This is a genomic window from Luteimonas sp. MC1828, from assembly GCF_016461615.1.
Lineage (GTDB): Bacteria > Pseudomonadota > Gammaproteobacteria > Xanthomonadales > Xanthomonadaceae > Luteimonas.
The window spans coordinates 452,261-478,579 of sequence record NZ_JAEMNY010000001.1 but is presented as its reverse complement, the minus strand read 5'-3'; the positions used below and the strand labels follow the sequence as shown (position 1 = coordinate 478,579).

The following is a 26,319-nucleotide window of genomic DNA, read 5'->3' as shown; positions in this document are numbered from 1 at the left end:
TCATCTGTCTCCCCTCCCAGGGCGGTCGTTCCGGTTTTGGCTGCCACGCGGGGCGTGGCAGGAATGCTTCGTGTGGAGTAGACGTCACCGGTCAGGTCCGGGGGCGTGCGCCGGCATCGGCACGCACGCTGCTCCCGCGGACCACGAGCTGCGGCACGATCGGCCGCACATCGTCCTTCACGCCGGCATCTCCAGCATCGCCCCCCGACCGTGCCTGCAACAGTACGCGCAGTGCGCACGCCCCAAGCTCGGCGATATCTACCCGCATGGTGGTGAGTGCGGGGTGCACGTGGCGGGCCAGCGGGATGTCGTCGAATCCCGCCAGCGCGATCTCGCCCGGCACCTCCACGCCGGCATCGACGAAGGCGCGCAGGCATCCGATGGCCATGGCGTCGTTGGCCGCGAACACGGCATCCGGTCGCGGGTCTTGCGCGAGCAGGCTGGCCGCCGCGCGCGCGCCGGAGGCTTCGTCGAAGTCGCCCTCCACCACCATCGGGATGGCATCGGGAAGGCTGGCCGCGAGCTGGTCGCGGTAGCCGCGCAGGCGCTCACGCGCGTCGTGGTTTTCCACCGGTCCTGCAATGAACGCGATGCGCCGACGACCGGCGTCCACAAGGTGGCTGACCATGGCGCGCGCGCCGCCATTGTTGTCGACGCCCACCCACGGCCGTGCGCCCTCGGGATCGCGGGTATTGATCAGCACGGCGGGCAGCGTCGGCGCCAGGTAGTCGGCGAGGAACCGGGTGCCGCCGTCGGTTGGCGCCATCACCAGCACGCCATCCACCCGGCCGCGCATGGCCAGCAGGGCCGCACCCTGCCCGCCCGCGTCGCCATGGTCGCTGGACAGCAGCAGGTGCAGGCCATGGGCTCGTGCCGCCTGGCCGATGCCACGGATCAGTTCGGAGAAGAATTCGCCGTGCAGGTCCGGCAGCACCACGCCGATGGTGTGGCTGCGCCGGCTGCTGAGCGCGCGCGCCGCGTGATGCGGGCTGTAGCGGAGGTCATTCGCGACCTGCAACACGCGCGCGCGCACCGGGGCGGTGACGTTGGGCTGCCCGTTGAGCGCCCGCGACACCGTGGCGACCGAGACCCCCGCCTCGCGGGCGACATCCTTGATGGTGACGGCCATCGGATCCAGTGCTGCTGGGATTGCAGGCGAATGTAAGCGTTTACAGGAACGCCGGCAAAGACTCTCGATGCTGCAACGCAACAGCCAACGGCACGATCACGGCGCCCGTGCGACGCCGCGCGGACTCAAGGCAGGACTTTGCGGAACGGCCTGACCTCGACGCTGACGTAGACGCCGGCCGCGACATAGGGATCGGCATCCGCCCAGGCGCGCGCCTCGTCCAGCGATGCGAAACGCGCGACCACGATGCTGCCGCTGAACCCGGCCGGGCCCGGATCCTCGGCATCGATCGCCGGGCACGGACCTGCCAGCAGCAGCCGGCCTTCGTCACGCAGCTGCTCGAGGCGCACCAGGTGGTCGGCGCGCGCGGCGTTGCGCTTGGCGAGGACATCGGGCCCGTCGCGCCCTTCGATGGCGTACCACATGGTCCAGGCTCCGGGGCTGTAGAGGGATGCGTGCATGCTAGCGCGGCGCTCCGCCCGGCAAGCGGTTCATCGGTGCGCTGGACAAGCAACCGCGGCTACCCGTACCCTAAAGCCCAGTTCCGAGGCCGGAACACAGCGGAGGCGTCAAGCGCGCCCGTCCTGTCCCCTCCCGGCCCGCCGATGACGACCCGGCCACCGCCGCCGACGCCCCAGCGTTGTAGCGCGCAGCTGCCATGAGTCCGGAAGCAAGGCCGCGGCTTCCGCCGCAAAGACTTTTTACCCGAGGCACCAGGCAGCGCACCGCGTGCGCTTCCCTCTTGTTCCAGTGGCCCGGAGGGGCTGCAACACCGATGACCCGAGCCGCCACCAACGCAGCCGACGTGCCAGACGCCGACGTTCCCGCCCCGCGGGCCGGCGACGGGCGTCCGCAGCAGCAGGAGATGCCGCTGGCAGTGGTGCACGGCCAGGCGGTGCTGCAGATCCCTCAGGACCTGTACATCCCGCCGGACGCGCTCGAGGTCATCCTGGAGGCGTTCGAAGGTCCGCTCGACCTGCTGCTGTACCTGATCCGCCGCCAGAACCTCGACATCCTCGACATCCCCGTGGCGGAGATCACCCGCCAGTACGTGACCTACATCGGAGTGATGCAGGACCTGCGTTTCGAACTGGCCGCCGAATACCTGGTGATGGCCGCGATCCTGGCCGAGATCAAGTCGCGGATGCTGCTGCCGCGGCCGCCGAGCGAGGAAGGTCTTGAGGACGATCCGCGCGCCGACCTGGTCCGCCGCCTGCAGGAATACGAGCGCTTCAAGCAGGCCGCCGAGGACATCGACACCCTGCCCCGCATCGACCGCGACACCACCGTGGCCAGCGCGCACGTGCCCGAGCGCGCCTCGGTACGCCTGCCGCCGCCCGTTGACCTGCGCGAGATGCTGGTGGCGCTGCACGACGTGCTCAAGCGCGCCGAGCTGTTCACCGGGCACGCCATCCGCCGCGACGCGCTCAGCGTCCGCCAGCGCATGGGCGAGCTGCTGACCCGTCTCGAGGACGGCGCCTTCCACCGCTTCGAACAGCTGTTCGAAGCGCGCGAAGGGCGGCTGGGCATCATCGTCACGTTCCTGTCGATCCTCGAGCTGGCCAAGGAACGCCTGCTCGAGATCGTGCAGGAGGCGCCCCTGGCGCCGATCTACGTCAAATCGCTGGCCATCGGCCGCGACGAGGACGCGCCGCTGGAGTTCGCCAGCGAATTCGACGACGACATCGGCGATACCGCCACCGACGACGCGGCGCACTGACGCGCCTCGTCCGCCACGGGACCTCCATGGATCAAGACCTGACCAAACGCATCGTCGAAGCCGCGCTGCTCGCAAGCAGCCAGCCGCTGACGGTCGCCCAGCTCGACGCGCTGTTCCCGCTCGACGAGCCGGCGCCCGATGACGCCGTCGCCCAGGCGCTCGAGGCGCTGCAGGCCGAATGCGCGCAGCGCGGCGTGGAACTGGTCGAAGTGGCCTCCGGCTGGCGCTACCAGGTGAAGGCCGACGTGCACGCCTGGGTCGCGCGGCTGTGGACCGAGCGCCAGACGAAGTACACGCGCGCCACGCTGGAGACCCTGGCGCTGATCGCCTACCGGCAGCCGATCACCCGCGGCGAGATCGAGCAGGTGCGCGGCGTGGCCACCAGCAGCAACATCATCAAGGCGCTCGAGGAACGCGAATGGATCCGCGTCGTCGGCCACCGCGACGTGCCGGGCCGCCCCGAGCTGCTGGGGACCACCAAGGGCTTCCTCGATTATTTCGGGCTGAAGCGCCTGGACGAACTGCCGCCGCTGTCCGAACTCAAGGACTTCGGCGAACTGGAACCGCAGCTGGTGTTCGACCGCGTTCCGGCCGACGGCGCGATGCCCGTCGGCGGTGTCGCGATCGACAGGCTCGACGAGCTCGATGACATCGGCGACGACGACAGCGAAATGGACGACACCGATGGCACCGCGGACACGGCGCCAGACCACACAACCCCGGACGCCGCGGACACCGCCGCGCCGGATCTCGATACAACCCAGCCGCAGGACGCGGCATACACAGATGCCCTCGCCGTAGAAGGCGACAGCACCGGAGCAGAGAATGACTGAAGACAAGAAGGGCGGCCGCAAGCTGTCGCTCAAGCGCGGCACCGACGCCAACGGCGTCCCCGAGGCCGCCACCCCGCGCATGGAAGAACGCCTGCACAAGGTGCTCGCGCAGGCCGGGCTGGGTTCGCGGCGCGCGCTCGAGCAGCGCATCGCGGACGGCCTGGTGAAGGTGAACGGCGAAGTCGCGCAGACCGGCATGAGCATCCGCGGCGGCGACCGCGTCGAGCTCGACGGCCGCAGCTTCGTGGCCAGCGCGCTGACCGAACCCGCGCGCGTGCTGATCTACAACAAGCCCGAAGGCGAGGTCACCACGCGCGAGGATCCCGAAGGTCGCCCGACCATCTTCGACTCGCTGCCGACGCTGAAGGGCGCGCGCTGGATCGCCATCGGCCGCCTCGACATCAACACCACCGGCCTGCTGCTGCTGACCACCGACGGCGAGATCGCCAACGCGATGATGCATCCGTCGTTCGAGGTCGCGCGCGAGTACGTGTGCCGCGTGCGCGCACCCGAAGGCGAGGAGAGCGTGGACGAGAAGATCATCGACCGCCTGCGTCGCGGTGTCGCGCTCGAGGACGGTCCGGCGAAGTTCGACGAGATCAAGCGCATCGGCGGCACCGATTCCAACGAATGGTTCCAGGTGCTGCTGAAGGAAGGCCGCAATCGCGAGGTGCGCCGCCTGTGGGAGTCGCAGGGCTGCCAGGTCAGCCGCCTCAAGCGCATCCGCTACGGCGCGGTGGAGCTGCCGCAGCCGCTGCTGCGCGGGCAGTCGCAGGAGCTGGCGGCCGACAAGGTCGAGGCCCTGCGCCGCGAACTCAAGCTCGATGACGGCGCCCCCGCGGCGCTCACCCTGCTGCCGGTGATCGGCCAGCGCAGGGCGTCCAAGTCTACCGTGCACGTCGGCGACCGCCCGCGTTCCGCCGGCTACGTCGGCGGCCACAGCACCGCCGACGAAGGCCGCGAACTGCGTCGCTTCGACAACGTCCGCGAGGATCGCGGCCGTCGCGGCCAGCACCGCCCCTCCGGTGGCCTGACCGTCACCGGCGAGGCGGCGGCACGCCAGTCGCACAACCCGCTCAAGCAGCGCCGCGACCAGCGCGCGCTACCGGAAGGCAACCCCGCCGCGTTCCGCAGCTGGTACGTGCCCGACGGCGTCGAGACCGGCCCGAGCGGCCACCGCAACGCTGGACCGGGCGCGCCGAAGCCGTATGGCGCGCGCAAGGCCGGGCCGGGTGGCGGCCAGGGCCGCCCCGGCGGCGGCCAGGGGCGTCCCGGCGGTGCCGGCGGCGGCCCGGGTGGCGGCAAGCCCCAGCGTGCGGCGCGCCCGTACGGCCATCCCGGCAATGCGCCCTCGTTCCCCTCCGATCACGCCGGCGGGTATGCGGCGCAGGAACGTCCGCGCGGCGCACGCCCGGCGGGCGCGCGTCCGGGTGGTGGGCGCCCGGGCGCCAGTGCCGGCCCCGGCCGCCCCGGCGGCCGTCCCGGTGGCAACCCCGGCGCAGGCAAGCCCGGCGGAAATCGCCCCGGTGGCAGTCGCCCGGCGGGTGGCAACCGCGGCCCGCGCGGTCCCGGTGGCGGCGGCGGCGGACGTCGCGGCGCCTGACTTCGAAATGCGTTGCACGGCTCCCCGCATGCGCGGGGGCCGTGCCTAGGCGGTGCCGAGCTGGCGGATCGCGCTGATGGCGTCCAGCCACAGGTAGTGGCTCTGCGTTGGATCGTGCGCGTCGTCGATGCGGACCACCGCGTTCAGCCCTTCGTGCCCGTCCGTGTCCATGAACACCTGCACGATCGGCCGCATGGCGACGGTGCCCTGCACCAGGCTGCCGTCGCGCATGGTCACTGCCACGATCGCCTCGTCGGGCAGCAGGGTGCTGCGCGCCTCGATCGCACGGATGTCCTCGTTACGGGTGAGTACCCTCGGGGCGACCTGGCCCATGGCCGGCTCCTGGCGCGGTGATGACGCCATCGTGCCCCGGCGATCGTCAACGGCGCGCGATCAGATCCCGTCGAGGCTGAAGGCGTCGCCGTCGAGCAGCGCAGGGAACCGCGCGCGATGGGCTGCGAGCTCGTCGGCCAGCAAGGTCGTGGTGACCACCACTTCCTCGTCGGTGCATTCGCTCAGCGCCGTGCCCATGAAGTCGATCACCGCGCTGTCGCCATCGTATGCCAGCCCGTTGCCGTCGCGGCCGACGCGGTTCAGGCCGGCCACGTAGCACAGGTTCTCGATGGCGCGCGCGCGGAGCAGCGTTTTCCACGCGTGGGCGCGCGCCGCCGGCCAGTTGGCGATGTAGAACTGCAGGTCGAAATCCGGGCGCCCGTCCGCGTCCTGGCGGTTGCGCGCGAACACCGGGAAACGCAGGTCGTAGCAGACCAGCGGATTGATCCGCCAACCCTTGAGCTCGACAACCAGCCGCGCCTTGCCCGCGGCGTAGCGCTTGTGCTCGCCGGCATAGCGGAACAGGTGGCGCTTGTCGTAATGCAGCACGTCGCAACGCGGGTCGACCCAGAGCAGGCGGTTGAACACCTGGTCGCCTTCGCGCAGCTGCACGCTGCCGGTCACGACCGCGCCGATCGCCCTGGCGTGCTGGCGCATCCACGCGACAGTCGGCCCGTCCATGCCTTCGGCCTGGTCGATGGCATCGTTGCTGAAGCCGCTGGTGAAGGTTTCCGGCAGCAGCACCAGGTCGGTGGTGCCGCGCAGCGGCGCGATCAGCTCACCGTAGTAGTCGCGGTTGCCGGCGGGGTCGTGCCAGAGCGTGTCGCCCTGCACCAGGGAGATGCGCAGATTGTCCATGCCACGATCTTAATCGGTCGCGGCACGGTTGCGCATCGCCCGCGGTCAGAGCAGCCGCAGCCGCTCGATCGCGGCGTCCAGCGTGGCCTCGTTCTTGGCGAAGCACAGCCGTGCCAGGCGCTGGCCGGCCGGCGGCGTCTCGTAGAACGGCGATAGCGGAATGGCCGCGACGCCATGCTCCACGGTCAGCCAGCGGCAGAACGCGGCATCGTCGAGGTCGCTGACGCCGGAATAGTCGACCAGTTGGAAGTAGCCGCCCGGCACCGGCAGCGGCAGCAGCCGCGTTTCAAGCAACCGGGCGCGGAAGGCGTCGCGCTTGGCTTCGTAGAACGCGCCAAGGCCGAGATGGTGCTCCGGCTCCTCGCGCAGCATCTCCGCGAAGGCGTGCTGCGCCGGCGCGAACGTACAGAACACGTTGTACTGGTGGACCTTGCGGAACTCGACGGACAGCCCGGGCGGCGCGATGCAGTAGCCGACCTTCCAGCCGGTGCAGTGGTAGGTCTTGCCGAAGCTCGAGACCACGAACGTACGCTCGCGCAGCGCCGGATGGCGCAGCGCCGATTCATGGCGCGCGCCATCGAAGACGATGTGCTCGTAGACCTCGTCGGACAGCAGCCAGATGCCGGTCCCGGCGACGATCGCGGCCACCTCGTCCATGTCGGCCGCCGACAGCATCGCGCCCGAGGGGTTGTGCGGCGAATTGATGATCAGCATGCGCGTGCGCGGGCCGATGGCGTCGCGGACGCGCTGCCAGTCGGGCGCGAACGTCGCCGGGTCCAGCGGCACGTGCACCGTGCGCGCGCCGGCCAGGTCGATCGCCGGCTCGTAGCAGTCGTAGGCCGGATCCAGCACCACCACCTCGTCGCCGGCGCGGACCACGGCGTGGATGGCGTTGAAGATCGCTTCGGTGGCACCGCTGGTGACCGTGACCTCGGTGTCCGGATCCGGGCGATGGCCGTACAGCGCGGCGGTCTTGTCGGCGATCGCCTCGCGCAGCGCCGGGATGCCGGTCATCGGCGCGTACTGGTTGTGGCCCGCACGCATCGCGCGGTCCAGCGCATCGACCAGTCGCATGGGCACGTCGAAATCCGGGAACCCCTGGCCCAGGTTGACCGCGCCGTGCTCGGCGGCGAGCTGCGACATCACGCTGAAGATGGTGGTGCCGACCTTGGGCAGTTTGGTGCCGGGCATCGCAATTCCTCCATCCCGGCACCGCGCCGGGAAACGATGGAGTTTACGGAAGCGGCGGCAACAGGTTAAATCTCCGGCATGCACGCCCCGCCGCCCATGGATGCCCAAGCACTGGCGCGGCTGGCACATGCCTACCTCGATGCCGAGTACCGCTGGGGGCTGGACGGCGACTGGCACGACGTGCGCATCGGCCTGCCGATGCCGGCGCTCGAGCTGGCCTACCCGGCGGCCGCGAGCTTCGGACTCCTGTCGGCCTGGGATCCGGATTCCGTGCCGCGCGAGGAAGCCGTCAACCGCGAACAGGATGCCGTCCTGCAGGACACGCTGCTGGCCGGCGGCACGCCGCACCTGCCCGCCTTCGCGTCCGCGGTCAACCGCAGCTGGCGTGAGCCGGGGTGGCTGGTGATGGACATGGCCGTCAACGAGTTCGATGCGCTCGCACGGCGTTTCGAGCAGCTCGGCACGCTGTGGTGGCCGCGCGGCGGCGTGGTGCGCCTGCGCATGTACGCGGCCCGGCCGGTGGGCTTCGAGCGCGATGAAGCGGTCGACTGGCTAGAATGACGGCCACCTGGTCGCCGTCGCGGCCGCGGCCGCACGATGCCCGAGACCCCTGACCCGCCACCAACGCCGCTGCTGTCCGCGCGCGGCCTGCGCTTCGCCCGCAACGAGCTGCCGGTGTTCGGGCCGGTCGATTTCGACGTGGCCGCAGGCGAGGCGCTGCTGGTGCAGGGCGACAACGGCGCCGGCAAGACCACCCTGCTGCGCGTACTGGCAGGCCTGCTGCACGCCGACGGCGGCGAGCTCCGGCTGCAGGGACAGCCAGCGGCCCCCGCCCTGCGCGCGCGCCTGGTGGCTTACCTCGGCCACCTCGCGGCGCAGAAGGCGGACCTGGGCGCGCTCGAGAACCTGGAGTTCCTGTGCGGCCTGCACGGCAAGCGCCCCGGCATGTCGCTCGAAGATGCGATGGCCACCGTGGGCCTTGCCGGCTACGAGGACGCGCTGGCCCGCCAGCTGTCGGCCGGCCAGCGCAAACGCCTGTCGCTGGCGCGCCTGTGGCTGTCGCCGGCGCCGCTGTGGCTGCTCGACGAGCCCTACGCCAATCTCGACCTGGACGGCATCGAACTGGTCAACCGCATGGTCCAGGCGCACCTGCGCGAGGGCGGCGCGGCGCTGGTCACCACCCACGGCGCCTACGCGGCACCGCCGGTGCGCACGCGCCTGCTGACGCTGGAGCGGCCGTCGTGATGTGGCCGGCGGCCCGCGCGCTGGTCGTGCGCGACCTGCGCCTGCTGTGGCGGCGGCGCGGCGATGCCCTGCAGCCGGCGCTGTTCGCGCTGCTGGTGCTGGTGCTGTTCGCGCTCGCCCTGGGCAACGAGCCGGTGATGCTGGCGCGGGTGGCGCCGGGCGCGCTGTGGGTGGCGGTGCTGCTGTCAGGGCTGCTGGCGCTGGACACACTGTTCCGCGGCGATGCCGACGATGGTTCGCTGGAGCAATGGCTGCTCGCGCCCGTACCGCTGGCCTGGCTGGTGCTGGTGCGGGTGGTCACGCACTGGCTGACGACCTCGCTGCCGCTGCTGGTGGTGATGCCGCTGCTGGCTGAACTGATGGGCTTGCCGCGCGCGCACCTGCCGGTATTGATGGTCTCGATGGCGCTGGGCACGCCGCTGCTGGCGCTGCTCGGCGCAGTGGTGGCCGCGCTTACCGTCGGCATGCGCCGCTCCGGGATCCTGGTCGCGCTGCTCGCGCTGCCGCTGTACGTGCCGGTGCTGGTGTTCGGTGCCGGCGCGGTCACCGCGGCCGCGCAGGGCTTCGATCCGGTCGGCGGGCTGTTGCTGCTGGCGGCAGGCCTGGTGGCGGCGCTGGTGCTGGCACCGCTGGCTGCGGCGGCGGCGATCCGCATCGCGCTGGGCTGAACCGTCCCGGCCATCGTGCTTGGCCCGACGCGTGAAACCTGAAAAAATGGCCGGCCAGCGGGACATGTCCGACAATACGGCACGCTCCCTGCCCTGTGGGGCCCTGCCCCCTCCGCCTGGCGAGAACCTGATGTCGCAGATGCACCCGGTGATCCGCTGGTTCCACCAGCTCGGGTCGCCCCCCTACTTCGACCGCTTCGCAGCGCGCTGGGCGCCGTGGGGGTATGGCGTCGGACTGCTGGTGATGGCGGTCGGCGCGTATGGCGCGTTGTTCCAGGTACCCGCGGACTACCAGCAGGGCGACAGCTTCCGCATCCTCTACATCCACGTGCCGGCGGCCTGGATGAGCCTGGCGGTGTTCGGGCTGATGGCGCTGTACGCAGCGATCGCGCTGGTCTGGCGCATCAAGCTTTGCGAGATCCTGGCGATGGCCTGCGCGCCGGTCGGCGCCGCGTTCACGCTGGTGACCCTGCTGACCGGCTCGATCTGGGGCAAGCCGATGTGGGGCACCTGGTGGGACTGGGACCCGCGCCTGACGACGGAACTCGTGCTGCTGTTCCTGTACCTCGGCGTGATCGGGCTGTACCACGCCATCGACGACCGCCGCGCCGCGGCGCGCGCCGCCGGCCTGCTCGCCGTGGTCGGCGTGGTGATGCTGCCGGTGATCCGCTACTCGGTGGTGTGGTGGAACTCGCTGCACCAGGGCCAGACCATCCGCTTGTTCGGCGAATCGTCGATGGACGCGAGCATGCTGCCGCCGCTGGTCTGGATGCTGGTCGGCACCAAGCTGTGGTTCGCCGGCTCGTTGCTGGCGCGCGCGCGCGCCGACAACCTGCAGCGCGAAGCCGGCAAGGACTGGGTGCGCAAGCAGTTGGAGGCGCGGACATGAGCTACCGCGAATACGTGATCGCCGCGTACGCCGTGTTCGTGGCCATGCTGGCCTGGGATTTCGTCATACCGCGGCTGCGCATCGCGCGGCAGCTGCGCATCGTGCGGCGGCAGTCCGCGCGGCAGGCGCCACGGCGCACCGACACCACTGGAGAATTGAAGCGATGAATCCCACCCGACGCCGGCGCCTGTGGTTCGTGGTCGCGCTGGTCGTGGCCGCAAGCCTGGTCGCCGTGCTGGTCGCCGCGGCACTGCAGCGCAACGTGGCCTACCTGTACACGCCAGCGGAGATCCTCGACGGACGCGCCGGCACCGAAGTCGCCTCGGGCGCAACCCGTTTCCGGCTCGGGGGCATGGTGGCGGGCGATTCGTTCCGCCGCGAGGCGGGTTCGATGGAGGCGCACTTCCGCGTCACCGACGGCGACGCGGAGATGCCGGTGGTGTTCGCCGGCATCCTCCCGGACCTGTTCCGTGAGAAGCAGGCGGTGGTGGCGACCGGCCGCATGCGCGATGACGGCACCTTCGTCGCCGAGCAGGTGCTGGCCAAGCACGACGAGACCTACGTGCCCAAGGAGGTCGCCGACAAGATGGGCCTGGCGCACCAGAAGCACGACGTCGCCCTGCCCGCCGCGCCGGCACCGGGCGAACGCTAGGTGTTGCCGGAGCTCGGCCAGGCCGCGCTGGTCCTCGCGCTGCTGTTCGCACTGCTGCAGGGCGTGTTGCCGCTGGCCGGCGCCAGTCGCGGGCATGCGGCCTGGATGGCGGTGGCGCGCCCCGCCGCGATCGCCCAGCTCGTCCTGATGGCCGCGGCATACGCGGCGCTCACCGCGGCGTTCGTCGGCCAGGACTTCTCGGTCCGCTACGTGGCCGACAACTCCAACTCGCTGTTGCCGATGGTCTACCGCTACACCGCGGTGTGGGGCTCACACGAGGGCTCGCTGCTGCTCTGGTCGCTGATGCTTGCCGCCTGGAACGCCGCTGTGGCGCTGACCTCGGGGCGCATGCCGCTGCATTTCAGCGCACGCGCGCTCGGGGTGATCGGCCTGGTCGCGGTGGGTTTCCTGTCGTTCCTGCTGTTCACATCCAACCCGTTCGAACGCCTGCTTCCGGCGGCCCTGGAAGGCCACGACCTCAACCCGCTGCTGCAGGACCCGGGGATGATCATCCATCCACCGATGCTCTACATCGGCTACATCGGCTTCGTGGTGCCGTTCGCGTTCTCCATCGCCGCGCTGCTCGAGGGCGATCTCGACAAGCGCTGGCTGCGCTGGACGCGGCCGTGGACCAACGTCGCCTGGGGCTTCCTGACGCTCGGCATCGCGCTGGGCAGCTGGTGGGCCTACTACGAGCTTGGCTGGGGCGGCTGGTGGTTCTGGGATCCGGTGGAGAACGCGAGCTTCATGCCGTGGCTTGTGGGCGCGGCGCTGCTGCATTCGCAGGCGGTCAGCGAGAAGCGCGGCAGCTTCAACAGCTGGACGATCCTGCTGGCGATCGCCGCGTTCTCGCTGTCTCTGCTGGGCGCGTTCCTGGTGCGTTCGGGCGTGCTGACCAGCGTGCATTCGTTTGCGGCCGACCCGTCGCGGGGGTTGTTCATCCTGGTCTTCCTGGGCGTCGTGATCGGCGCCGCGCTGCTGGTGTACGTGCTGCGCGCGCCGAAGATGCAGGACGGCAAGCCGTTCGCCGCGAGCTCGCGCGAGACCCTGCTCCTGGTCAACAACCTGCTGCTGGCCTCGGCCTGCGCGATGGTGCTGCTCGGCACGCTGTACCCGCTGATCGCCGACGCGCTCGACCTCGGCAAGATCTCGGTCGGCCCGCCCTACTTCGGCACGCTGTTCCTGGTGCTCATGGCGCCGCTGGTGCTGCTGATTCCGTTCGGACCACTCACCCGTTGGCAGCAGGAGCAGCCGTCGCGGCCGCTGGCGATGCTGGCGCCGTGGTTCGCGCTGGCGTTGGCACTCGCTGCCATCGCCTGGTTCACCGCGCCGCAGGGCGCGGCCAAGACCGCGGCCGGCGTGGGCGGTGCCGCGTGGGTCGCGTTCGGCACGCTGCGCTTCGTGTGGACGCGCTTCCGCGCACAGGGCGGCCGCCTCACCGCCGAGATGCTGGGCATGACCCTGGCGCACCTGGGGGTGGCGGTATTCGTGATGGGCGCGCTGCTGGTGGAGGCGCAGAACGTGCTGCGCGAACTGCCGATGATGCCCGGGCAAACACACGAGATCGGGCGCTACGCGTTCCGCTTCGACGGCGTGGAGCGCGTGCCGGGTCCCAACTACATGGCCGAGCGTGGCACGGTGCAGGTATTCCGCGACGACAAGCCGCTGACGCTGCTGCATCCGGAAAAGCGTGCGTACGCGAGCGGTGGCCAGGTGATGACCGATGCAGGCATCCACGCCGGCGTGCGCGCCGACGTCTTCGTGGCGCTTGGCGAGCCACTGGGCGGCGACGCCTGGGCGGTGCGCCTGCACGTCAAACCGTTCGTGCGCTGGATCTGGGCTGGCGCGCTGCTGATGGCGCTGGGCGGATTCGTGACCGCCACCGACCGGCGCTTCAAGCTGCCACCAAGGGAGGCGCAATGAACACGCCCGCACCCGCAAGCCGCGGCCGCCGCCTCCTTGCCCTCGCCATTGCGGCCGGTTTCATCGTCCTGGTCGCGCTGCTCTATTACGGCGTCCGCCAGTCCGACCGCGCCGACCGCGAGTCATTGCCGTCACCGCTGATCGGACGGGCGGCACCGGAGTTCTCGCTGCCGGTCCTGCACGATGCCAGCTACCGCGTCGGCAGCGCCGACCTGCGTGGCCAGCCCTACCTGCTCAACATCTGGGGAAGCTGGTGCCCGGCCTGCCGCGACGAGCATCCGGTGCTGGCGAAGTACGCAGAGACCAAGCGCATCCGCGTCGTCGGCTACAACTGGAAGGACGAGCCGGCCGATGCGCTGCGCTGGCTGGAACAGTTCGGCAACCCCTACTGGGTGGTGATCGCCGACTACGAAGGCCGCACGGCAATCCAGTGGGGCATCTATGGCGCGCCGGAGACGTTCCTGGTCGACGCCGAGGGCATCATCCGCTGGAAGCACGTCGGCCCGCTGACCGACGAGATCGTCGACGAGGTGCTGGCCCCGATGGTGGACGCCATGGCGAAGGAAGGATGATGGCGCGCACCGCACTGCTCGCGTTGCTTGCGTGCCTGCTGCTCGCGCTGCTGCCGCCGGCCCCGGCCATGGCGCAGGTGGTTCAGGACGTGGCACCGCTGGAGTTCCGCGACCGCGAAGAGGAGCGCCGCTTCCACGCGCTGGTGTCCGAGCTGCGCTGCGTGATGTGCCAGAACCAGTCGCTGGCCGATTCCGACGCGGCGATCGCCCACGACCTGCGCCGCGAGATCTTCGACCTGATACGCGAGGGCCGCAGCGATGCGGAGATCAAGACGTTCCTCGTCGAACGCTACGGCGAGTTCGTGCTGTATCGCCCGCAGCTTGGCGGCGGCACCTGGCTGCTGTGGTTCGGCCCGGGCATTGTCCTGCTGCTGGGCGCAGCGGCGCTGGTCCACGTGGTGCGCAAGCGCGCCGGCGCGAACCGTCTCGCACCCGATGACGACAGGCAGGAGTGGTGATGGCCATCGCGTTCATGCTCACGCTGCTGCTGGTCGCGCTGGTCGCGACGGGCTTCGTGGCTCTGCCGCTGCGCAGGGCCTCGCCCCGCGCGTACGCAGGCGTGGTGGCCGTGGTGCCGGTGCTCGCGCTGGCGCTGTACCAGATCCTCGGCAACCCGGCGGCGCTCGAAGCCCCGGCGCGCAGCGTGGCAGCGGCACCTGCAGGCGCCACGGAAGCGGTCGATCCGGCTGCGTTCCAGGCGGCGGTTGCCGAGCTTCGCGAAGCGCTCGAGCGCGATCCCGACCAGCCCGAAGGTTGGCAGCTGCTGGCGCGCTCGCTCAAGGCGCAGGGCGATGCGGAGGGCGCCAACGCCGCCTACGCAAAGGCGCTGGACCTCGTCCCCGATGATCCGGCCCTGCTGGTGGAGGCCGCACAGGCGCGCGCCGAAGCGCACCCCCGCAAGCTGTTCGACGATGCCGCGTTGGCGCTGCTGGAGCGCGCGGTCGCCCACCAGCCGCGCGACCAGCGCGCGCGCTGGTTCATCGGCATCGCCCAGCGCCAGCGCGGCCTGGACGCCGAAGCCGCCGCCACCTGGGAGGCACTGCTGCCCGACGTCGACGCCGCCACCGCGTTGAGCCTGCGCGCGCAGATCGACATCGCGCGCAAGGCCGCCGGTGTTGCACCGGGCGATACCGCCAGCGCTGGCGGTGCTGCGCCGAGCGCAGGTGCGCCGTCGACGGCAGGAGCGGCGTCGCCTGGCCTGCGCGTCAAGATCAGCCTCGATCCCGACTTCGCCGCGCGCGTCCGCCTGCGCGGCGACGCCACGGTGTTCGTCATGGCGCGCGCGCCGGATGGCCCGCCGATGCCGGTGGCGGCCGAGCGTCACGCCATCCAGGACCTGCCGCTCGACATCGTGCTCGACGACGCCGACAGCCCCATGCCCACCAGCAAGCTGTCGCAGCTGCGCGAGGTGGTGGTGACCGCGCGCCTGTCCGCCAGCGGCACCGCGGACCGCAGCGCCGACGACATCGAATCGGCGCAGGTGCGGGTCACGCTGCCGACGGACGACACCGTCGAGCTCGTGATCGGTGCCGCGAAGAAATGAGGTGCGGCCGTCGCCACGGCCGCGGCGGCGTCGCAGTCTAGACTTGCCGTCATGACCGAATTCATCCCCCCCGGCACGCGCTGGATCGACCTGCCTTCGCCCTTCGCCATCAAGCGCGGCGGCGCGCTGGTGTCGGGCCGCGTCGCCTATGAGACCTGGGGCCAGCTGGACCCGGCGCGCGGCAACGCCGTGCTCATCCTGACCGGACTGTCGCCGGACGCCCATGCCGCGGCCAGTGAAGCCGACCCTTCTCCGGGCTGGTGGGAAGCGATGGTGGGTCCGGGCAAGGCGATCGACACCGACCGCTGGTACGTGGTGTGCGTCAACACGCTGGGCAGCTGCAAGGGTTCGAGCGGCCCGGCATCGATCGACCCCGCGACCGGCGCGCCCTGGCGCCTTGCATTCCCGGAGCTGTCGATCGAGGACATCGCCGACGCCGCCGCACACGTGGTGCGCGCGCTCGGCATTGCGAAACTCGCCTGCGTAATCGGCAACTCGATGGGCGGCATGTCTGCGCTGGCGCTGCTGGCGCGCCACCCCGGCATCGCGCGCAGCCACGTCAACATTTCGGGCGCGGCGCGCGCATTGCCGTTCTCGATCGCCATCCGCTCCCTGCAACGCGAAGCGATCCGCCTTGACCCGAACTGGAACAACGGCGACTACGACGAGGCGCACTATCCCGAAAGCGGCATGCGCATGGCGCGCAAGCTCGGCGTCATCACCTACCGTTCCGCCCTGGAGTGGGACGGACGCTTCGGACGCGTGCGCCTCGACTCGGACCGTCGCGACGGCGAAGACCCGTTTGGCCTGGAGTTCGAGGTCGAGAGCTACCTCGAAGCGCATGCGCGGCGCTTCGTGCGCAATTTCGATCCCAACTGCTATCTGTACCTCAGCCGTTCGATGGACTGGTTCGACCTGGGCGAGAGCTGCGCCGGCACCACCGAAGCGGGCCTGGCGGCGATCCAGGTGGAGCGGGCGTTGGCGATCGGCGTGGGCACCGACATCCTGTTCCCGCTGCAGCAGCAGGAACAGATCGCCGACGGCCTGCGCGCCGGCGGCGTGCAGGCCGAGTTCCTGGCGCTGCCCTCGCCGCAGGGCCATGACGCGTTCCTGGTCGATTTCGAGCGCTTCACGCCGGCGGTCGGCGGGTTCCTGGGGGCGCTGTAGCCGCTCCGCGTTGGTGCGCTGCAACACAGACGCACCGGCGACCTCGCGATCGGCGTCGTACACTCGCAGCATGACTGCAACTGCCAACACCATCGCACTACCGGAACCGGACGTCGCGTTCCCGGGCCGCGAGCGCATGCTCGCCGCCATCGATACGGCCATTGCCCAAGGTGACTGCCACGCGGTCACCGCCGCGCTGCGCACCGCGCTGTGCGCGCTGATCCGCGACCCCGAAGTCAGGCTGCCGGAGTGCGTGCACGCACCTATCACCGGGCACTACGCGCGCCGCGAGCTGTATCGCAGCGCCGAGCACGGCTACAGCGTGGTCGCGATGACCTGGGGCCCGGGCCAGGGCACGCCGATCCACGACCACGCCGGCTGCTGGTGCGTGGAGGGCGTGTGGAACGGCGAGCTCGAGATCACCCAGTACGAGCTGCTCGAACGCGACGGTGACCGCGTCCGCTTCCGCGCCGCCGGCGGCATCCAGGCGGGACCCGGCAGCGCCGGCAGCCTGATCCCGCCGCACGAGTACCACACGATCCGCAACGCCAGCCCCGACGTCGTTGCCGTGTCACTGCACATCTACGAAGCGCCGCTGGAGTGCTGTTCGCGTTTCGAGCCGCAGTCGGGCGAGTGGTATTTGCGCGTGGACAACACCCTGCAGACGGACGCCGCCTGACCGCAGGCGATCGCGACGCTCACAGCGCGCGCGGCGGACGATATACTTCGCGACCGCGCCGGAATGGCGGAATCGGTAGACGCAGCGGACTCAAAATCCGCCGCCCTTAAAAGCGTGTGGGTTCGAGTCCCACTTCCGGCACCAGCGTTGTAGGAAAAATCTGACAGCATTTGCCGTCAAGGGCCGATGCCAACGCGGCAGCCGTTCTGGGAACCTGAGCGCTCCGGCAGCACAGCGCCCCAACGGACGGGGACGCCGCCATTCATGGATGATCGGCCACGACCAGGATCAGGTCGTGGTGCTGGGCCGGTAACCGCTCCCCGCTTCCGGGTGACTGCCATGACGCGGATCCTGCTCAACGTGGAGCCAGCCGACGATGCCGGCTGGGACGTCAGCTGTCACCGCCTGCTGCTTGACCACCACACATCGCCGGACGATGCCGTCCGCGCCGCCTCCGATCATGCCTATCGCCGCTACGTCGTCACCGGCACGCCCACGGGCGTCGCGCTGGCGTTGGGTGAAGGTGAATCCGTGATGGTCCAGGCCAACGGCTGACCGTCTCGCGCTTGACGCCGCGGCCACGCGTCCGCGCCGCGGCTACCATTGCGGCATGTGCCTGATCGCCCTCGCCTGGCGCCATCATCCGCGCCACCTGCTGGCCATCGCCGCCAATCGCGACGAATTCCACGCGCGTCCGACGGCCGCGGCGGCGATGGATCCGGACGCGCCATCGGTCTACGGCGGCCGCGACCTGGTGCAGGGAGGCGGGTGGCTGCAGGTGTCCGCGCATGGGCGCCTGGCCGCCGTCACCAACGTCCGCGACGGACACGCCGATTCGGTGCCCGCACCGCGCTCGCGCGGCTGGCTGGTGCGCGACTTCGTGCGCGGCAACGACAGCGCCCATGCGTTCGCCACAGCGCAGGCGGGCGGAGCCGACTACGGACCGTTCAACGGGCTGTTTTGCGACGGCGAGGCGCTCATCCACGCCAGCAACCGGCCGCGCCAGCCGCCCGCGCCTGTGTCGCCGGGCGTGCATGCGATGTCCAATGGCGCGTTCGACGCCCCATGGCCGAAGAGCACGTTGGCCACCCGCGCGCTGGCCGCGTGGCTGGACTCGCCCTTGGCCCTGGCAGACCCCTTGGCATCGCCGGAGTCGCTGGATCCGCTTTTCCTCGCGCTTGCCGATGAATCCCGCGCGCCGGACGCCGCGCTGCCGGACACCGGTGTCGGCCTGGAACTGGAGCGGGCGCTGTCGCCGCCGTTCGTGCGCGGCCCGCGCTATGGCACGCGCTGCAGCAGCGTGGTCCTGTTCGGCGAAGCACGGGTCGTGTTCGCCGAGCGTCGCTACGGACCTGACGGCGTGCAGGCCGGCAACGGCATCACGCTGATTCCGCGCGTGCCGGAACGCTGAAAGAACCTGAGCACGCTGTCAGGGCGAACTCGCCCTGCAGCGCAGAGGCGCGTCGTTCTCGAGTCCCTGCTCCCAGCCATTCGGGCGACGCAGCGCGATCGTGTCGTTGATGCAGGCGCGATCCGAACCTTCGCGCATCGACGTGATCGGGCCTGGCAGCAGCACCACGTCGCCGCCCTGCGCGGCACCGACCGCGACCAGCGCGGCTTCTGCTTCGTCCGCCGTCGCGACGACATCTCCATCCGGATCGCCGCTGGCCACGACGGCGGCAGGCGCGGCATGGATGTCCGATGGTCCGGGCGCGAACACCGTCTTCAACGCGAACTGCACTGCGCCGGCCAGCAGCATGCCCACCGCTACGGCCAGCATGACCGGCAGGAAGAACGACCAGGGGGCGGCATCGTCACGCAGGCTGGTTGGACGCATGTGCTTGGGCTCCGGTTTCGCGAGAGACTAGCGCCTTTCCCGACGACGGGCAGCTGCCCGCCACTGAAGACCGATGCCCAATGCCTACATGCGCGTGAACCGCGCGGCGATTCTCGCGACCGCGCTCTGTCTGCTGGCCGCCTGCTCACCGCAACCGGCAGCGCCCGTGTCCGCACCCCTGTCTGCGGATTTCAGCTGCCAGGCCGGTGCATGGCGCAACGACGCCGGCGCAGTGTTCGTGCTGTCACCGGTGGAAGGCGGCCTGCGTTATCGCCTGATGGACGGGCGCACCGGCAGGTTCAACATCGGCCGCCAGGCGCTCGGCGACATGCTGCAGGCGTCGGAGGGCTGGCGCGAAGGTGGCCCCGTCGCCGCCACCGCGGTGTTCGAGCCCTGCCGCAGGGGCCGCATGCAGGTCGCGTTCGGCGACGAACCCCGGTCCACCGCCACGCGCATGCCGCAGGAGGTTCGCGAGGTCCGGTTCCGCAGCAACGGGATCGAATTGCGCGGGCGCCTCGTGCTGCCCCTGCCCACCCGTTCGCCGCTGCCGCTGGCGGTGCTGGTGCATGGCTCGGAGTCGTGGTCGGCGGTGGACATGCAGGCGTTGCAGTACCTGCTGCCGGCGCAGGGCGTGGCGACGTTCGTGTACGACAAGCGCGGCACGGGCGCGTCGCAGGGGAGCTACACGCAGGACTTCGAGCTGCTGGCCGAAGACGCGGTCGCAGCGCTCGCCGAGGCGCGGCGCATGGCCGGCAGCAAGTTCTCGCATGCCGGCTTCGTCGGCGGCAGCCAGGCCGGCTGGGTGGCGCCGCTGGCGGCATCGCGCGGCAAGTCCGACTACGTGGTGGCGCTGTACGGGCTGGCCGAAAGTCCGCTCGCCGAGGACCGCGAAGAGGTGATGGCCATGCTGCGCGCGCGCGGTCATGGCGACGACGTGCTGCGCAAGGCGCGCGAACTCACCGACGCCACCGGCGAGATCATGGCGTCCGGCTTCACGCGCGGCTTCGACCAGCTGGCGGCGGTGCGCGAGCGCTACGCAGGCGAGGCCTGGCTGGACGACGTGGAGGGCGAGTTCAGCGGCGAACTGCTGCGGATCCCGGCCTGGCTGCCGCGATGGATGGTGCGCAGCATGGCGCGGGGCCGCGACGTGGGCACGCCATGGCACCACGACCCGCTGCCGGTGCTGGCCGGGCTCGACGTGCCGCAGCTGTGGGTACTTGCAGGCGAAGATCGAGAAGCGCCTCCGGCGAACACGCTCGCGCGGCTCCAGGAACTGCAGGCACAACAGCGACCGATCGACATCGTGCTCTACCCGGGCACCGACCACGGAATCTACGAATTCACCGACGTCGACGGCGAGCGCGTCGATCTGCGCAACCCGGACGGATACCACGCGCTGGTTGCGGGATGGATCCACGGCCTGCGGCTGCCGGACGTGCAGACCGCAGCCCGCATCAGTCCGCGCCGCGGCGTCACGACGCCGCAAAAATGAAAGGCCCAGTCTGTCGGGTTTCCCCGGCGGGCTGAGCCTTCCGTTGCCGAAGCGATTGCGTCCGGCTTGCGCCTTCCGCTTTTTCTTCGACGCGAGCAGGGTATCGCGGCGCGTGTTACGCGGACGTCAATCGCGTCGACCGTTGGTCCGAACGCCCGGCCAAGGCCACCATCCGCGACCGGTCTGCGCGTAGCGGTCCGCCGCCCGTTCGAAGCGATTGCGCACGCTGATCCCGCCGCACAGGAAATACAGAGGAAGGAACAGGACGCCAAGCACCATGTACTGCAGCACGTGGGCTCGCTCGTGGTCGGCGAGCGCGATGGACGGTTCCTCGCACAGTCCCGCGCGGTGCGCGTACGTGTGGCAGGCGCAGTCGAGCGTGTCGCCGGTGTGCAGGATGACGTTGCCGAGCGTCAACGCGCCACCGGGACCCCAGGGCACGCGATCGAATACCAGTGCGAGGTCGCGCGGTCGCAGTGACAGGCGCGCGCCGAATGGCAGTGCCGCAAGCCCCGTGATGGCGCCGGCGAGCGTGTACGGCAGCGCCCACGCGATGCCGAGCGCATGCGCCAGCGGGCGCAGCGCCCGCGCCACGTTCAATCGTCCTCGGGCAGCAGCAGCCACAGGATCAGGTAGACCAGGATGCCGGGGAACGCGATCGACGCCGCCGACACCAGCACGTAGATCACCCGCAGCAGCGTCGAGTTCCATCCGAAGCGGCGCGCAATGCCGCCGATGACACCGGCAAGCACGCGGTCGTCGCGCGAACGGCTGAGGGTGGGACGGGAGCTCATCGTTCGCTCAGCCAGCCGTGGATAGCGTCCGGCACCAGTTTCTGGGCTCGCCCGGAGACGTAGATGCCGATATGCCCACCGCGGAACGACAGTTCCGAATAGTCGTTGGTACCGACCAGGCCACCCAGCGGCCGCGATGCCGACGGAGGCACCAGGTGGTCCTGCTCGGCGTAGATGTTGAGCACCGGCATTTCGACCATGCCCAGGTGCACCTCGCGGTCACCGATGACGATGCCGCCATTGACGAATCCGTTGCCCTGGTAGTACTGCTTGATGAACTGGCGGAACGCCTCCCCGGCCTGGTCGGGCGAGTCGAAGATCCACTTCTCCATGCGCAGGAAATCCTCCAGCGCCGCCTTGTCGTCGAGGATGTCCGCCAGGCCCACGTACTTCTGCACGAACAGCCGCCAGGGCTTCAGCGTCAGGTAGCACAGGTTCATCATGTCGGCAGGCACGTTGCCGAGCGTGTCGACGAACAGGTCCACGTCGATGCCGCGCGTCCAGTTGCCCAGCATGTTGTCGTCGGTGTGGAAATCCACCGGCGTCACCATGGTGATCAGGTTGCGCACCTTGGCGGGATTGAGTGCGGCATAGCTCAGCGAGAACGCCCCGCCCTGGCAGATGCCGAGGAGGTTGATGGCATCCAGGCCGTGCGTGGCGCGCAGGTGGTCAACCGCGCCGCCGATGAAGCGCTCGATGTAGTCCTCGAGGGTGAGGAACCGGTCCGAACGGTCCGGATAACCCCAGTCGATGATGTAGACGTCTTCGCCGCGCGCGAGCAACTGGCGCACCAGCGACTTGTCGTCCTGCAGGTCGACCATGTACGGGCGGTTGACCAGCGCATAGGCGATCAGCAGCGGCACCCGCGCGGTCGGTGCCTGTGCGCCCATGAAGCGGTACAGCACGACCTTGCCGTCGCGCCACACTTCCTGCCGTGGCGTTGCGCCGAAGTCGACGTCATCGACGTTGCGCAGTGTCTGCAGTCCCGCGCCCAGCTTCTGGTGCAGGCGCGCGAACTCGGCAGCCAGGCCGGCCGGGGTGATATCGAGCGGACCATGCATGTCAGCGCTTCCTCTTGGCCGGCGACTTGCCGCCGCGTGGAGACAACGGCCGCGGCGCCTGCGGGATCGCATTCGCGATCATGCTGCCGAAGCCTTCCGCCTTCGAGCGCGATGCCCTGGGGGCGGCCGCGCGCGACACGCGCGCTCCGGCGGTCGCAGGCTTCGCCGCGGACTTCTTCACAGCTTTCTTCACGGTCTTCTTTGGAGCGCTCTTCTTTACCGCGCTCTTCGCAACTTTCGTCGACTTCCGGGTTGCCTTCCTGGCAACGTGGCTCGCCGCATCCTTCGCCGCGCCCGTGCCCGCACGCTTCGACGCACGGACAGCCTTCGCGGTCCCGCTTGCCTTCGCCACAGGCCGGGCAGCCGGTTCCAGTGGCGCGCCTGCGTGCGGGCGTGGCGCGGTCGCGGGTGCGCGATCGCCCTGCCCCTGCGCCACGGCATCACGCAGCTTGCGGACCTCGCGCTCGAGCTGGGCGAGCTTGCGGTGCGCGCCGTCGAGCTCACTGCGCGTCGGCATCCCGACCTGGGCGCATGCGTCTTCGACAGCACGCTGCACGCAGGCGCGCAGGCGCATCTGTGCGTTCACCATCTCGCCGTAGACCTCCCGGAACTCGGGCGAAAGGGCGATGCGCGCATAGGCCTCCTCGGCGGCATCGATCCAGGTGTCGAACAGCGCACGCGCCGACTGGATCTGCCGACCCGGCTCCTGGTGGGCTTCGAGCCGCGCTTCGAAGATCTCGTAGGCCTCCTGGGACGCCTTCATCATCAGCGCGTTGTAGGCGGCGTTCGCGTGCTGGTATTCGAGATGCGCGCGGAGCAGCTCCTGCTGGCGCTCCTGCTGCTCGCGTGCAAAACCGAAGGTGGGCATGCGCAGCAGTGCGCCAGCCTCGCTGCGCATCGAATGCAGCCACGGCGAGGCGTCTTCGACCCACTGGTCCAGGCCCTGCATGCCATGGCCGCGCATGGTGCGCAGCATCTCGGGGAACGGATTCTCACCGGCCGCGCCCAGCGCTTCCTTCCATGCCCGCGCGACATCGGCTGCGCTGGCATCCTGCCCGGCAAACCGGCTGGCGACCTGCTGCATCTGCCCATACCACTGCCGTGCCTGCGTGTTGAATCGCTCGACCGCGTCGTCGACCTGGCCGCGCCCGCCATGGGCGACGCGCGACCACCAGTCGATCGCTTCGTGCAGACCGTGCGCGCCGGGGACATTCGGCGCGCCGCCCATGCCGGGAATGCCGCCGAGACCCGGAAAACCGGCCATGCCCGGCATGCCGTTCATCCCCGCAAACCCGGACATTCCTGGCATGCCGGCCAACCCCGCTGCATCCGACATGCCGGGCATGCCGCCCGCGGGCGACGCAGCGCCGCGCAGCGCCTCGCCCCATGCGGCCCAATAGCGGCGCGACAGCGCCTCGAGATCGTCCTGCTGGTTCACCGGCATCGCCCGCTTCCGTCGTGTCGCCCGATCATAGCAACCGCCGGCAACCGCGCCAGCGCGATCAGGGCTTGGGAATGCGCAGCGTCTTGCTGATCATCAGCGAGCCCGACAGCGCATACACCAGCACCAGCGGATGCAGCTGCCAGGGGCCGAGCTGCACGCTTCCGAACCACAGCGCATCGCCAATGGCGCCCTGCCAGGCGGCCACCGCCAGCAGCAGCACGATCACCACGCTGCTCGGGATCGGCGTGCCCTCGAAATATTTCACCTTGTCGCCGCCGTCGGCCAGGGTTTCGGCGGTGACGTTGTAGCGCGCCAGGCGGCTGACGCCACAGGCGACGAACCAGCTCAGCACCACCCAGTCCCAGCCGCCCTGCAGCCCGCAGGCATAGGCGAGCGCGGCCGGCGCGACGCCGAACGAAATGACGTCGGCGAGCGAGTCGAGTTCGCGGCCGAGCGTCGACGACACCTTGCGCCAGCGGGCGATGCGGCCGTCCAGCGCGTCGAAGACGAACGCCAGCGGGATCAGCGCCATGCCCAGCATCAGGTCGCGGATGCCGCCTTCGGCCGCGCCCTCCTGTAGGTAGCGCATGGCCGCGAAGATCGCGCCGGTGCCGCAGATGGCGTTGGCGAGGGTGAACCAGTCCGCGAGATGGAAGTCGCGGAGCATCGAGAAATGGCGCTGGCGTGGCATGGGCGTTCCGTGCACTGCGGGACCTCCAGCATGCCAAATCCGGCCAGCGCCGTCGCGGCGCGGCCCTCAGCGCGGGATCGCGAGGTGCGCCGCCTCCAGCGCGGTGCCCGACGGGCGCACGCGGGTCTCGATGTCGGCGTCCGCGGGCAGCGCAGCGCCGCTGTCGAGATGCTCGCTGACGCGATCCAGCGCGGCATACACGTACGGCAGCAGCGGCAGGTAGCGCGAGCCGTAATCGGGCAGCATCAGGAAGGCGTCGAAGTGCTGCGCGTTGCGCACCTGCCAGAAGCGCACGTCGCGACCCGCCGCGCGCGCATTGGCGACATAGGGCGCGCTGCTGAACGCCATCGGGATCAGGCCGTCGTCGGCGCCGTGCACCACGATCACCGGAAGCCCCGCGCGCGGCGGCGCGGCGCGCGTCGCGGCAATGCCGTCGCGGACGCGGACCGCGTCTTCGCCATCACCCGTCCACAGCGCGCGCAGGCACTGCAGGCCTGCGAGCGTCAGGTCGGGCGGCGCGATGCCGGCATCGACCAGCCCCACGCCCGCACCCGGCGGGATGCCGCTGGCATCCGACCACCAGGCCGCACGCTCGGCGGCGGTCGCGGCGCGCGACACCATGTCCGTGCCCTGCGCGGAGAAGCTGAAGCCACACGGGCCCTCGCCCACGCCATGGCGGCCATAGGCGGACGCATAGGTCGCCGCCACCGCGCGCCACAGGTCGAAGCCGGCCGACAGCGCGCCGGCGCGCAGGGCGGCGTCGGTCCAGCCGGCGCTGCGCATCGTGTCGTATGCCGATCGCGCCTGCGCGGCCGTGTCGTCGCCCGTCACCAATCCCGCCGCCTTCAGCGATGCGCAGCGTGCGGTCCAGAACGGCGCCACCTGTGCCGTCACCGGCGGCTGCGGCAGGTCCTGCATGTGCAGCAAGGCACAGGGCATCAGCAGCGCGGCTTCGGTCGTGTAGTCGTAGAGCGCGCGGCTGCCCGCGCCGTTGGAGTAGACGCTCGGCTCGCCGGCCACCACCGCGTCAAGCCAGTCGCCTTCCAGCTCGGCCGCGCGCAGCACGGCGCCGCCGCCGTTGGAGATGCCGACCGCGATCACGCGCGTGTTGGTGAAGGTGAACGGTGCCGCCGCCGGCAGCGCCTCGTCGAGCGCGTGCAGCGCGAACTCGGCCGCCTGCTTCACGTGCAGGCCCCAGTCGGCCTCGGGGTTGTCCTTCGAATGCGCATGCTTGAACGCAACGCCGGATGCGCCTTCCGCCGCCTCCGGCACGAACGCCAGGTCGGCGGCCTCGCCCGCGCCCGACACGCGGCCGTCGGCCGCGGCGCCCGCGCGCGCGTCGAGGTCGAAGTAGTCGCTGCCGGCGCCCTTGTCGGTGTAGGCCACCGCGCAGCCCCTCGGCAGGCCCCAGGCGCCCGCTACGGAAATCGAGCCGTAGATGCCGCGCGAGCCGGACGATGCGGTCACCACCACGCAGCGCTTCGCCGCGTCGAACGCGTCCGGCACCTGCACCAGCACGCGGTGCGGGTGCACTGCGCCCGGCACGCGCGCATAGGCCGAGAACTCGCGGCCGGGAACGCTGGCCACGCTGCCGTACAGGCTGCCGTAGCCGCCTGTGGGCGTCAGGTCGGCGATGCCGCGCCAGCTGCTCCAGATCGCGCGGCGGCGCAGTTCCCCGGCGGTCGGGGCCGCGGCCTCGGCAAACGCCGGCGGCACCATCAGGCGCAGGCTGTCGAGGCCGAGGCCGCCGCTGAGCAGGTCGTCGCCATCGCGGTGCGTGGTGCTGCGCGGATGTTCGAACATGGTCTTCTCCGTGGCAGCCATGCGGCCGGCGCCGGACGCGCAGCCGGCGAGGATCGCCGCAAGCGCGAGCGAACCCGCGCCGTACACGATGATGCGCGAAGCGACGCGCCGGGAAACAGCAATGGGCTTGCGCACGGGCGCGATCCTTGGAGGAAAAAGGGGCATGCCGCACCGTAGCAGCCGCGCGCGCCG

At 70.5% G+C, this 26,319-nt stretch carries 28 protein-coding genes, 1 tRNA gene and 2 pseudogenes; 19 read left to right on the top strand and 12 right to left on the bottom strand.

What is annotated here, in order from left to right; translation table 11 throughout:
- Nucleotides 1-91: 91 nt before the first annotated feature.
- The gene (locus tag JHB91_RS02370; protein ID WP_199471176.1) at nt 92-1,129 is read right to left on the bottom strand and encodes a LacI family DNA-binding transcriptional regulator; all 1,038 of its coding nucleotides are present in this window, start codon (nt 1,127-1,129) and stop codon (nt 92-94) included.
- A 125-nt stretch (nt 1,130-1,254) separates the two neighbouring features.
- On the bottom strand, nt 1,255-1,554 hold the full coding sequence (locus JHB91_RS02365) for a YciI family protein (protein WP_199472625.1): 300 nt from the start codon (nt 1,552-1,554) through the stop codon (nt 1,255-1,257).
- Between the two features lie 350 nt (nt 1,555-1,904).
- Between JHB91_RS02365 and JHB91_RS02360 the strand changes: the two genes are divergently transcribed.
- The 3 genes and pseudogenes from JHB91_RS02360 (at nt 1,905) to JHB91_RS02350 (ending at nt 5,285) form a co-directional block, all read left to right on the top strand.
- Complete coding sequence (locus JHB91_RS02360) at nt 1,905-2,849, top strand: ScpA family protein (protein ID WP_199471174.1); 945 nt, start codon at nt 1,905-1,907, stop codon at nt 2,847-2,849.
- A gap of 26 nt (nt 2,850-2,875) precedes the next feature.
- Nucleotides 2,876-3,457, top strand: a pseudogene (gene scpB / locus JHB91_RS02355) (SMC-Scp complex subunit ScpB); the annotation flags it as partial.
- Nucleotides 3,458-3,674: 217 nt separating this feature from the next.
- Entirely contained in the window at nt 3,675-5,285 is a 1,611-nt protein-coding gene (locus JHB91_RS02350; RefSeq protein WP_199471167.1) for a pseudouridine synthase, read from the top strand.
- Nucleotides 5,286-5,330: 45 nt separating this feature from the next.
- On the opposite strand, the gene JHB91_RS02345 is transcribed toward JHB91_RS02350, so the two are convergent.
- Genes JHB91_RS02345 through JHB91_RS02335 form a run of 3 tightly spaced genes read right to left on the bottom strand, consistent with a single transcriptional unit; the run spans nt 5,331 to nt 7,667 of the window.
- Entirely contained in the window at nt 5,331-5,618 is a 288-nt protein-coding gene (locus tag JHB91_RS02345; protein ID WP_199372773.1) for a DUF3247 family protein, read from the bottom strand.
- A gap of 60 nt (nt 5,619-5,678) precedes the next feature.
- Nucleotides 5,679-6,476, bottom strand: coding sequence for an amidohydrolase (locus tag JHB91_RS02340; RefSeq protein ID WP_199471165.1), 798 nt, complete (start codon nt 6,474-6,476; stop codon nt 5,679-5,681).
- Between the two features lie 45 nt (nt 6,477-6,521).
- Entirely contained in the window at nt 6,522-7,667 is a 1,146-nt protein-coding gene (locus JHB91_RS02335) for a pyridoxal phosphate-dependent aminotransferase (protein WP_199471162.1), read from the bottom strand.
- Nucleotides 7,668-7,763: 96 nt separating this feature from the next.
- Here JHB91_RS02335 and JHB91_RS02330 point away from each other — a divergent pair, with 96 nt between their 5' ends.
- The 15 genes and pseudogenes from JHB91_RS02330 to JHB91_RS02260 all read left to right on the top strand — a co-directional run bounded on the left by JHB91_RS02330 (nt 7,764) and on the right by JHB91_RS02260 (nt 18,416).
- Nucleotides 7,764-8,228: a DUF3293 domain-containing protein gene (locus JHB91_RS02330; protein WP_199471159.1), complete on the top strand. Its 465-nt coding sequence runs from the start codon at nt 7,764-7,766 to the stop codon at nt 8,226-8,228.
- Nucleotides 8,229-8,264: 36 nt separating this feature from the next.
- On the top strand, nt 8,265-8,912 hold the full coding sequence (gene ccmA, locus JHB91_RS02325) for a heme ABC exporter ATP-binding protein CcmA (RefSeq protein ID WP_199471156.1): 648 nt from the start codon (nt 8,265-8,267) through the stop codon (nt 8,910-8,912).
- Nucleotides 8,912-9,580, top strand: coding sequence for a heme exporter protein CcmB (ccmB, locus tag JHB91_RS02320; protein WP_199372778.1), 669 nt, complete (start codon nt 8,912-8,914; stop codon nt 9,578-9,580). Before ccmA ends, ccmB begins: the two co-directional genes overlap by 1 nt.
- Before the next feature lie 139 nt (nt 9,581-9,719).
- Nucleotides 9,720-10,469: a heme ABC transporter permease gene (locus tag JHB91_RS02315; RefSeq protein ID WP_199373233.1), complete on the top strand. Its 750-nt coding sequence runs from the start codon at nt 9,720-9,722 to the stop codon at nt 10,467-10,469.
- Between the two features lie 10 nt (nt 10,470-10,479).
- Nucleotides 10,480-10,536, top strand: a pseudogene (locus JHB91_RS14080) (hypothetical protein); the annotation flags it as partial.
- A gap of 96 nt (nt 10,537-10,632) precedes the next feature.
- Nucleotides 10,633-11,121: a cytochrome c maturation protein CcmE gene (gene ccmE / locus JHB91_RS02305; RefSeq protein WP_199372780.1), complete on the top strand. Its 489-nt coding sequence runs from the start codon at nt 10,633-10,635 to the stop codon at nt 11,119-11,121.
- Nucleotides 11,122-13,044, top strand: a complete 1,923-nt coding sequence (locus tag JHB91_RS02300; RefSeq protein WP_199471153.1) for a heme lyase CcmF/NrfE family subunit — start codon at nt 11,122-11,124, stop codon at nt 13,042-13,044.
- Nucleotides 13,041-13,616: a DsbE family thiol:disulfide interchange protein gene (locus JHB91_RS02295; RefSeq protein WP_199372782.1), complete on the top strand. Its 576-nt coding sequence runs from the start codon at nt 13,041-13,043 to the stop codon at nt 13,614-13,616. The genes JHB91_RS02300 and JHB91_RS02295 overlap by 4 nt, the downstream gene beginning before the upstream one ends.
- Nucleotides 13,616-14,074, top strand: coding sequence for a cytochrome c-type biogenesis protein (locus JHB91_RS02290; RefSeq protein ID WP_199471150.1), 459 nt, complete (start codon nt 13,616-13,618; stop codon nt 14,072-14,074). Before JHB91_RS02295 ends, JHB91_RS02290 begins: the two co-directional genes overlap by 1 nt.
- On the top strand, nt 14,074-15,159 hold the full coding sequence (locus JHB91_RS02285) for a tetratricopeptide repeat protein (RefSeq protein WP_199471147.1): 1,086 nt from the start codon (nt 14,074-14,076) through the stop codon (nt 15,157-15,159). The genes JHB91_RS02290 and JHB91_RS02285 overlap by 1 nt, the downstream gene beginning before the upstream one ends.
- Nucleotides 15,160-15,210: 51 nt before the next feature.
- Nucleotides 15,211-16,326, top strand: coding sequence for a homoserine O-acetyltransferase (locus JHB91_RS02280; RefSeq protein ID WP_199471145.1), 1,116 nt, complete (start codon nt 15,211-15,213; stop codon nt 16,324-16,326).
- A 70-nt stretch (nt 16,327-16,396) separates the two neighbouring features.
- Nucleotides 16,397-17,005, top strand: a complete 609-nt coding sequence (locus JHB91_RS02275) for a cysteine dioxygenase family protein (RefSeq protein WP_199471143.1) — start codon at nt 16,397-16,399, stop codon at nt 17,003-17,005.
- Between the two features lie 57 nt (nt 17,006-17,062).
- Nucleotides 17,063-17,149 (top strand) — tRNA-Leu (locus tag JHB91_RS02270).
- 195 nt (nt 17,150-17,344) lie between these two features.
- Nucleotides 17,345-17,560 carry a hypothetical protein gene (locus JHB91_RS02265; RefSeq protein WP_199372787.1) on the top strand — a complete coding sequence of 72 codons (216 nt, stop codon included), beginning with the start codon at nt 17,345-17,347 and terminating at the stop codon, nt 17,558-17,560.
- 55 nt (nt 17,561-17,615) lie between these two features.
- Nucleotides 17,616-18,416 carry an NRDE family protein gene (locus JHB91_RS02260; protein WP_199471142.1) on the top strand — a complete coding sequence of 267 codons (801 nt, stop codon included), beginning with the start codon at nt 17,616-17,618 and terminating at the stop codon, nt 18,414-18,416.
- Between the two features lie 18 nt (nt 18,417-18,434).
- On the opposite strand, the gene JHB91_RS02255 is transcribed toward JHB91_RS02260, so the two are convergent.
- A complete protein-coding gene (locus JHB91_RS02255) occupies nt 18,435-18,842 on the bottom strand; it encodes a hypothetical protein (protein ID WP_199471141.1) in 408 nt (135 codons plus the stop codon).
- Between the two features lie 166 nt (nt 18,843-19,008).
- On the opposite strand from JHB91_RS02255, the gene JHB91_RS02250 reads away from it, so the two are divergent.
- The gene (locus JHB91_RS02250; RefSeq protein ID WP_199471140.1) at nt 19,009-20,334 is read left to right on the top strand and encodes an alpha/beta hydrolase; all 1,326 of its coding nucleotides are present in this window, start codon (nt 19,009-19,011) and stop codon (nt 20,332-20,334) included.
- A 126-nt stretch (nt 20,335-20,460) separates the two neighbouring features.
- Here the strand turns inward: JHB91_RS02250 and JHB91_RS02245 are convergent, their stop codons facing one another.
- The 6 genes from JHB91_RS02245 to JHB91_RS02220 form a co-directional block, all read right to left on the bottom strand.
- Nucleotides 20,461-20,928, bottom strand: coding sequence for a hypothetical protein (locus JHB91_RS02245; protein WP_234446931.1), 468 nt, complete (start codon nt 20,926-20,928; stop codon nt 20,461-20,463).
- 2 nt (nt 20,929-20,930) lie between these two features.
- A complete protein-coding gene (locus JHB91_RS02240) occupies nt 20,931-21,128 on the bottom strand; it encodes a PspC domain-containing protein (protein WP_199372792.1) in 198 nt (65 codons plus the stop codon).
- Nucleotides 21,125-22,189: a class III poly(R)-hydroxyalkanoic acid synthase subunit PhaC gene (locus JHB91_RS02235; RefSeq protein WP_199471139.1), complete on the bottom strand. Its 1,065-nt coding sequence runs from the start codon at nt 22,187-22,189 to the stop codon at nt 21,125-21,127. The genes JHB91_RS02240 and JHB91_RS02235 overlap by 4 nt, the downstream gene beginning before the upstream one ends.
- A 1-nt stretch (nt 22,190) precedes the next feature.
- Nucleotides 22,191-23,633 (bottom strand): class III poly(R)-hydroxyalkanoic acid synthase subunit PhaE, encoded by a 1,443-nt coding sequence (phaE, locus tag JHB91_RS02230; RefSeq protein WP_199471138.1) that lies wholly within the window; start codon nt 23,631-23,633, stop codon nt 22,191-22,193.
- A gap of 58 nt (nt 23,634-23,691) precedes the next feature.
- Nucleotides 23,692-24,324, bottom strand: a complete 633-nt coding sequence (locus JHB91_RS02225; protein WP_199372795.1) for a phosphatidylcholine/phosphatidylserine synthase — start codon at nt 24,322-24,324, stop codon at nt 23,692-23,694.
- A 66-nt stretch (nt 24,325-24,390) separates the two neighbouring features.
- Entirely contained in the window at nt 24,391-26,262 is a 1,872-nt protein-coding gene (locus JHB91_RS02220) for a 3-hydroxybutyrate oligomer hydrolase family protein (RefSeq protein ID WP_343225040.1), read from the bottom strand.
- Nucleotides 26,263-26,319: the final 57 nt, after the last annotated feature.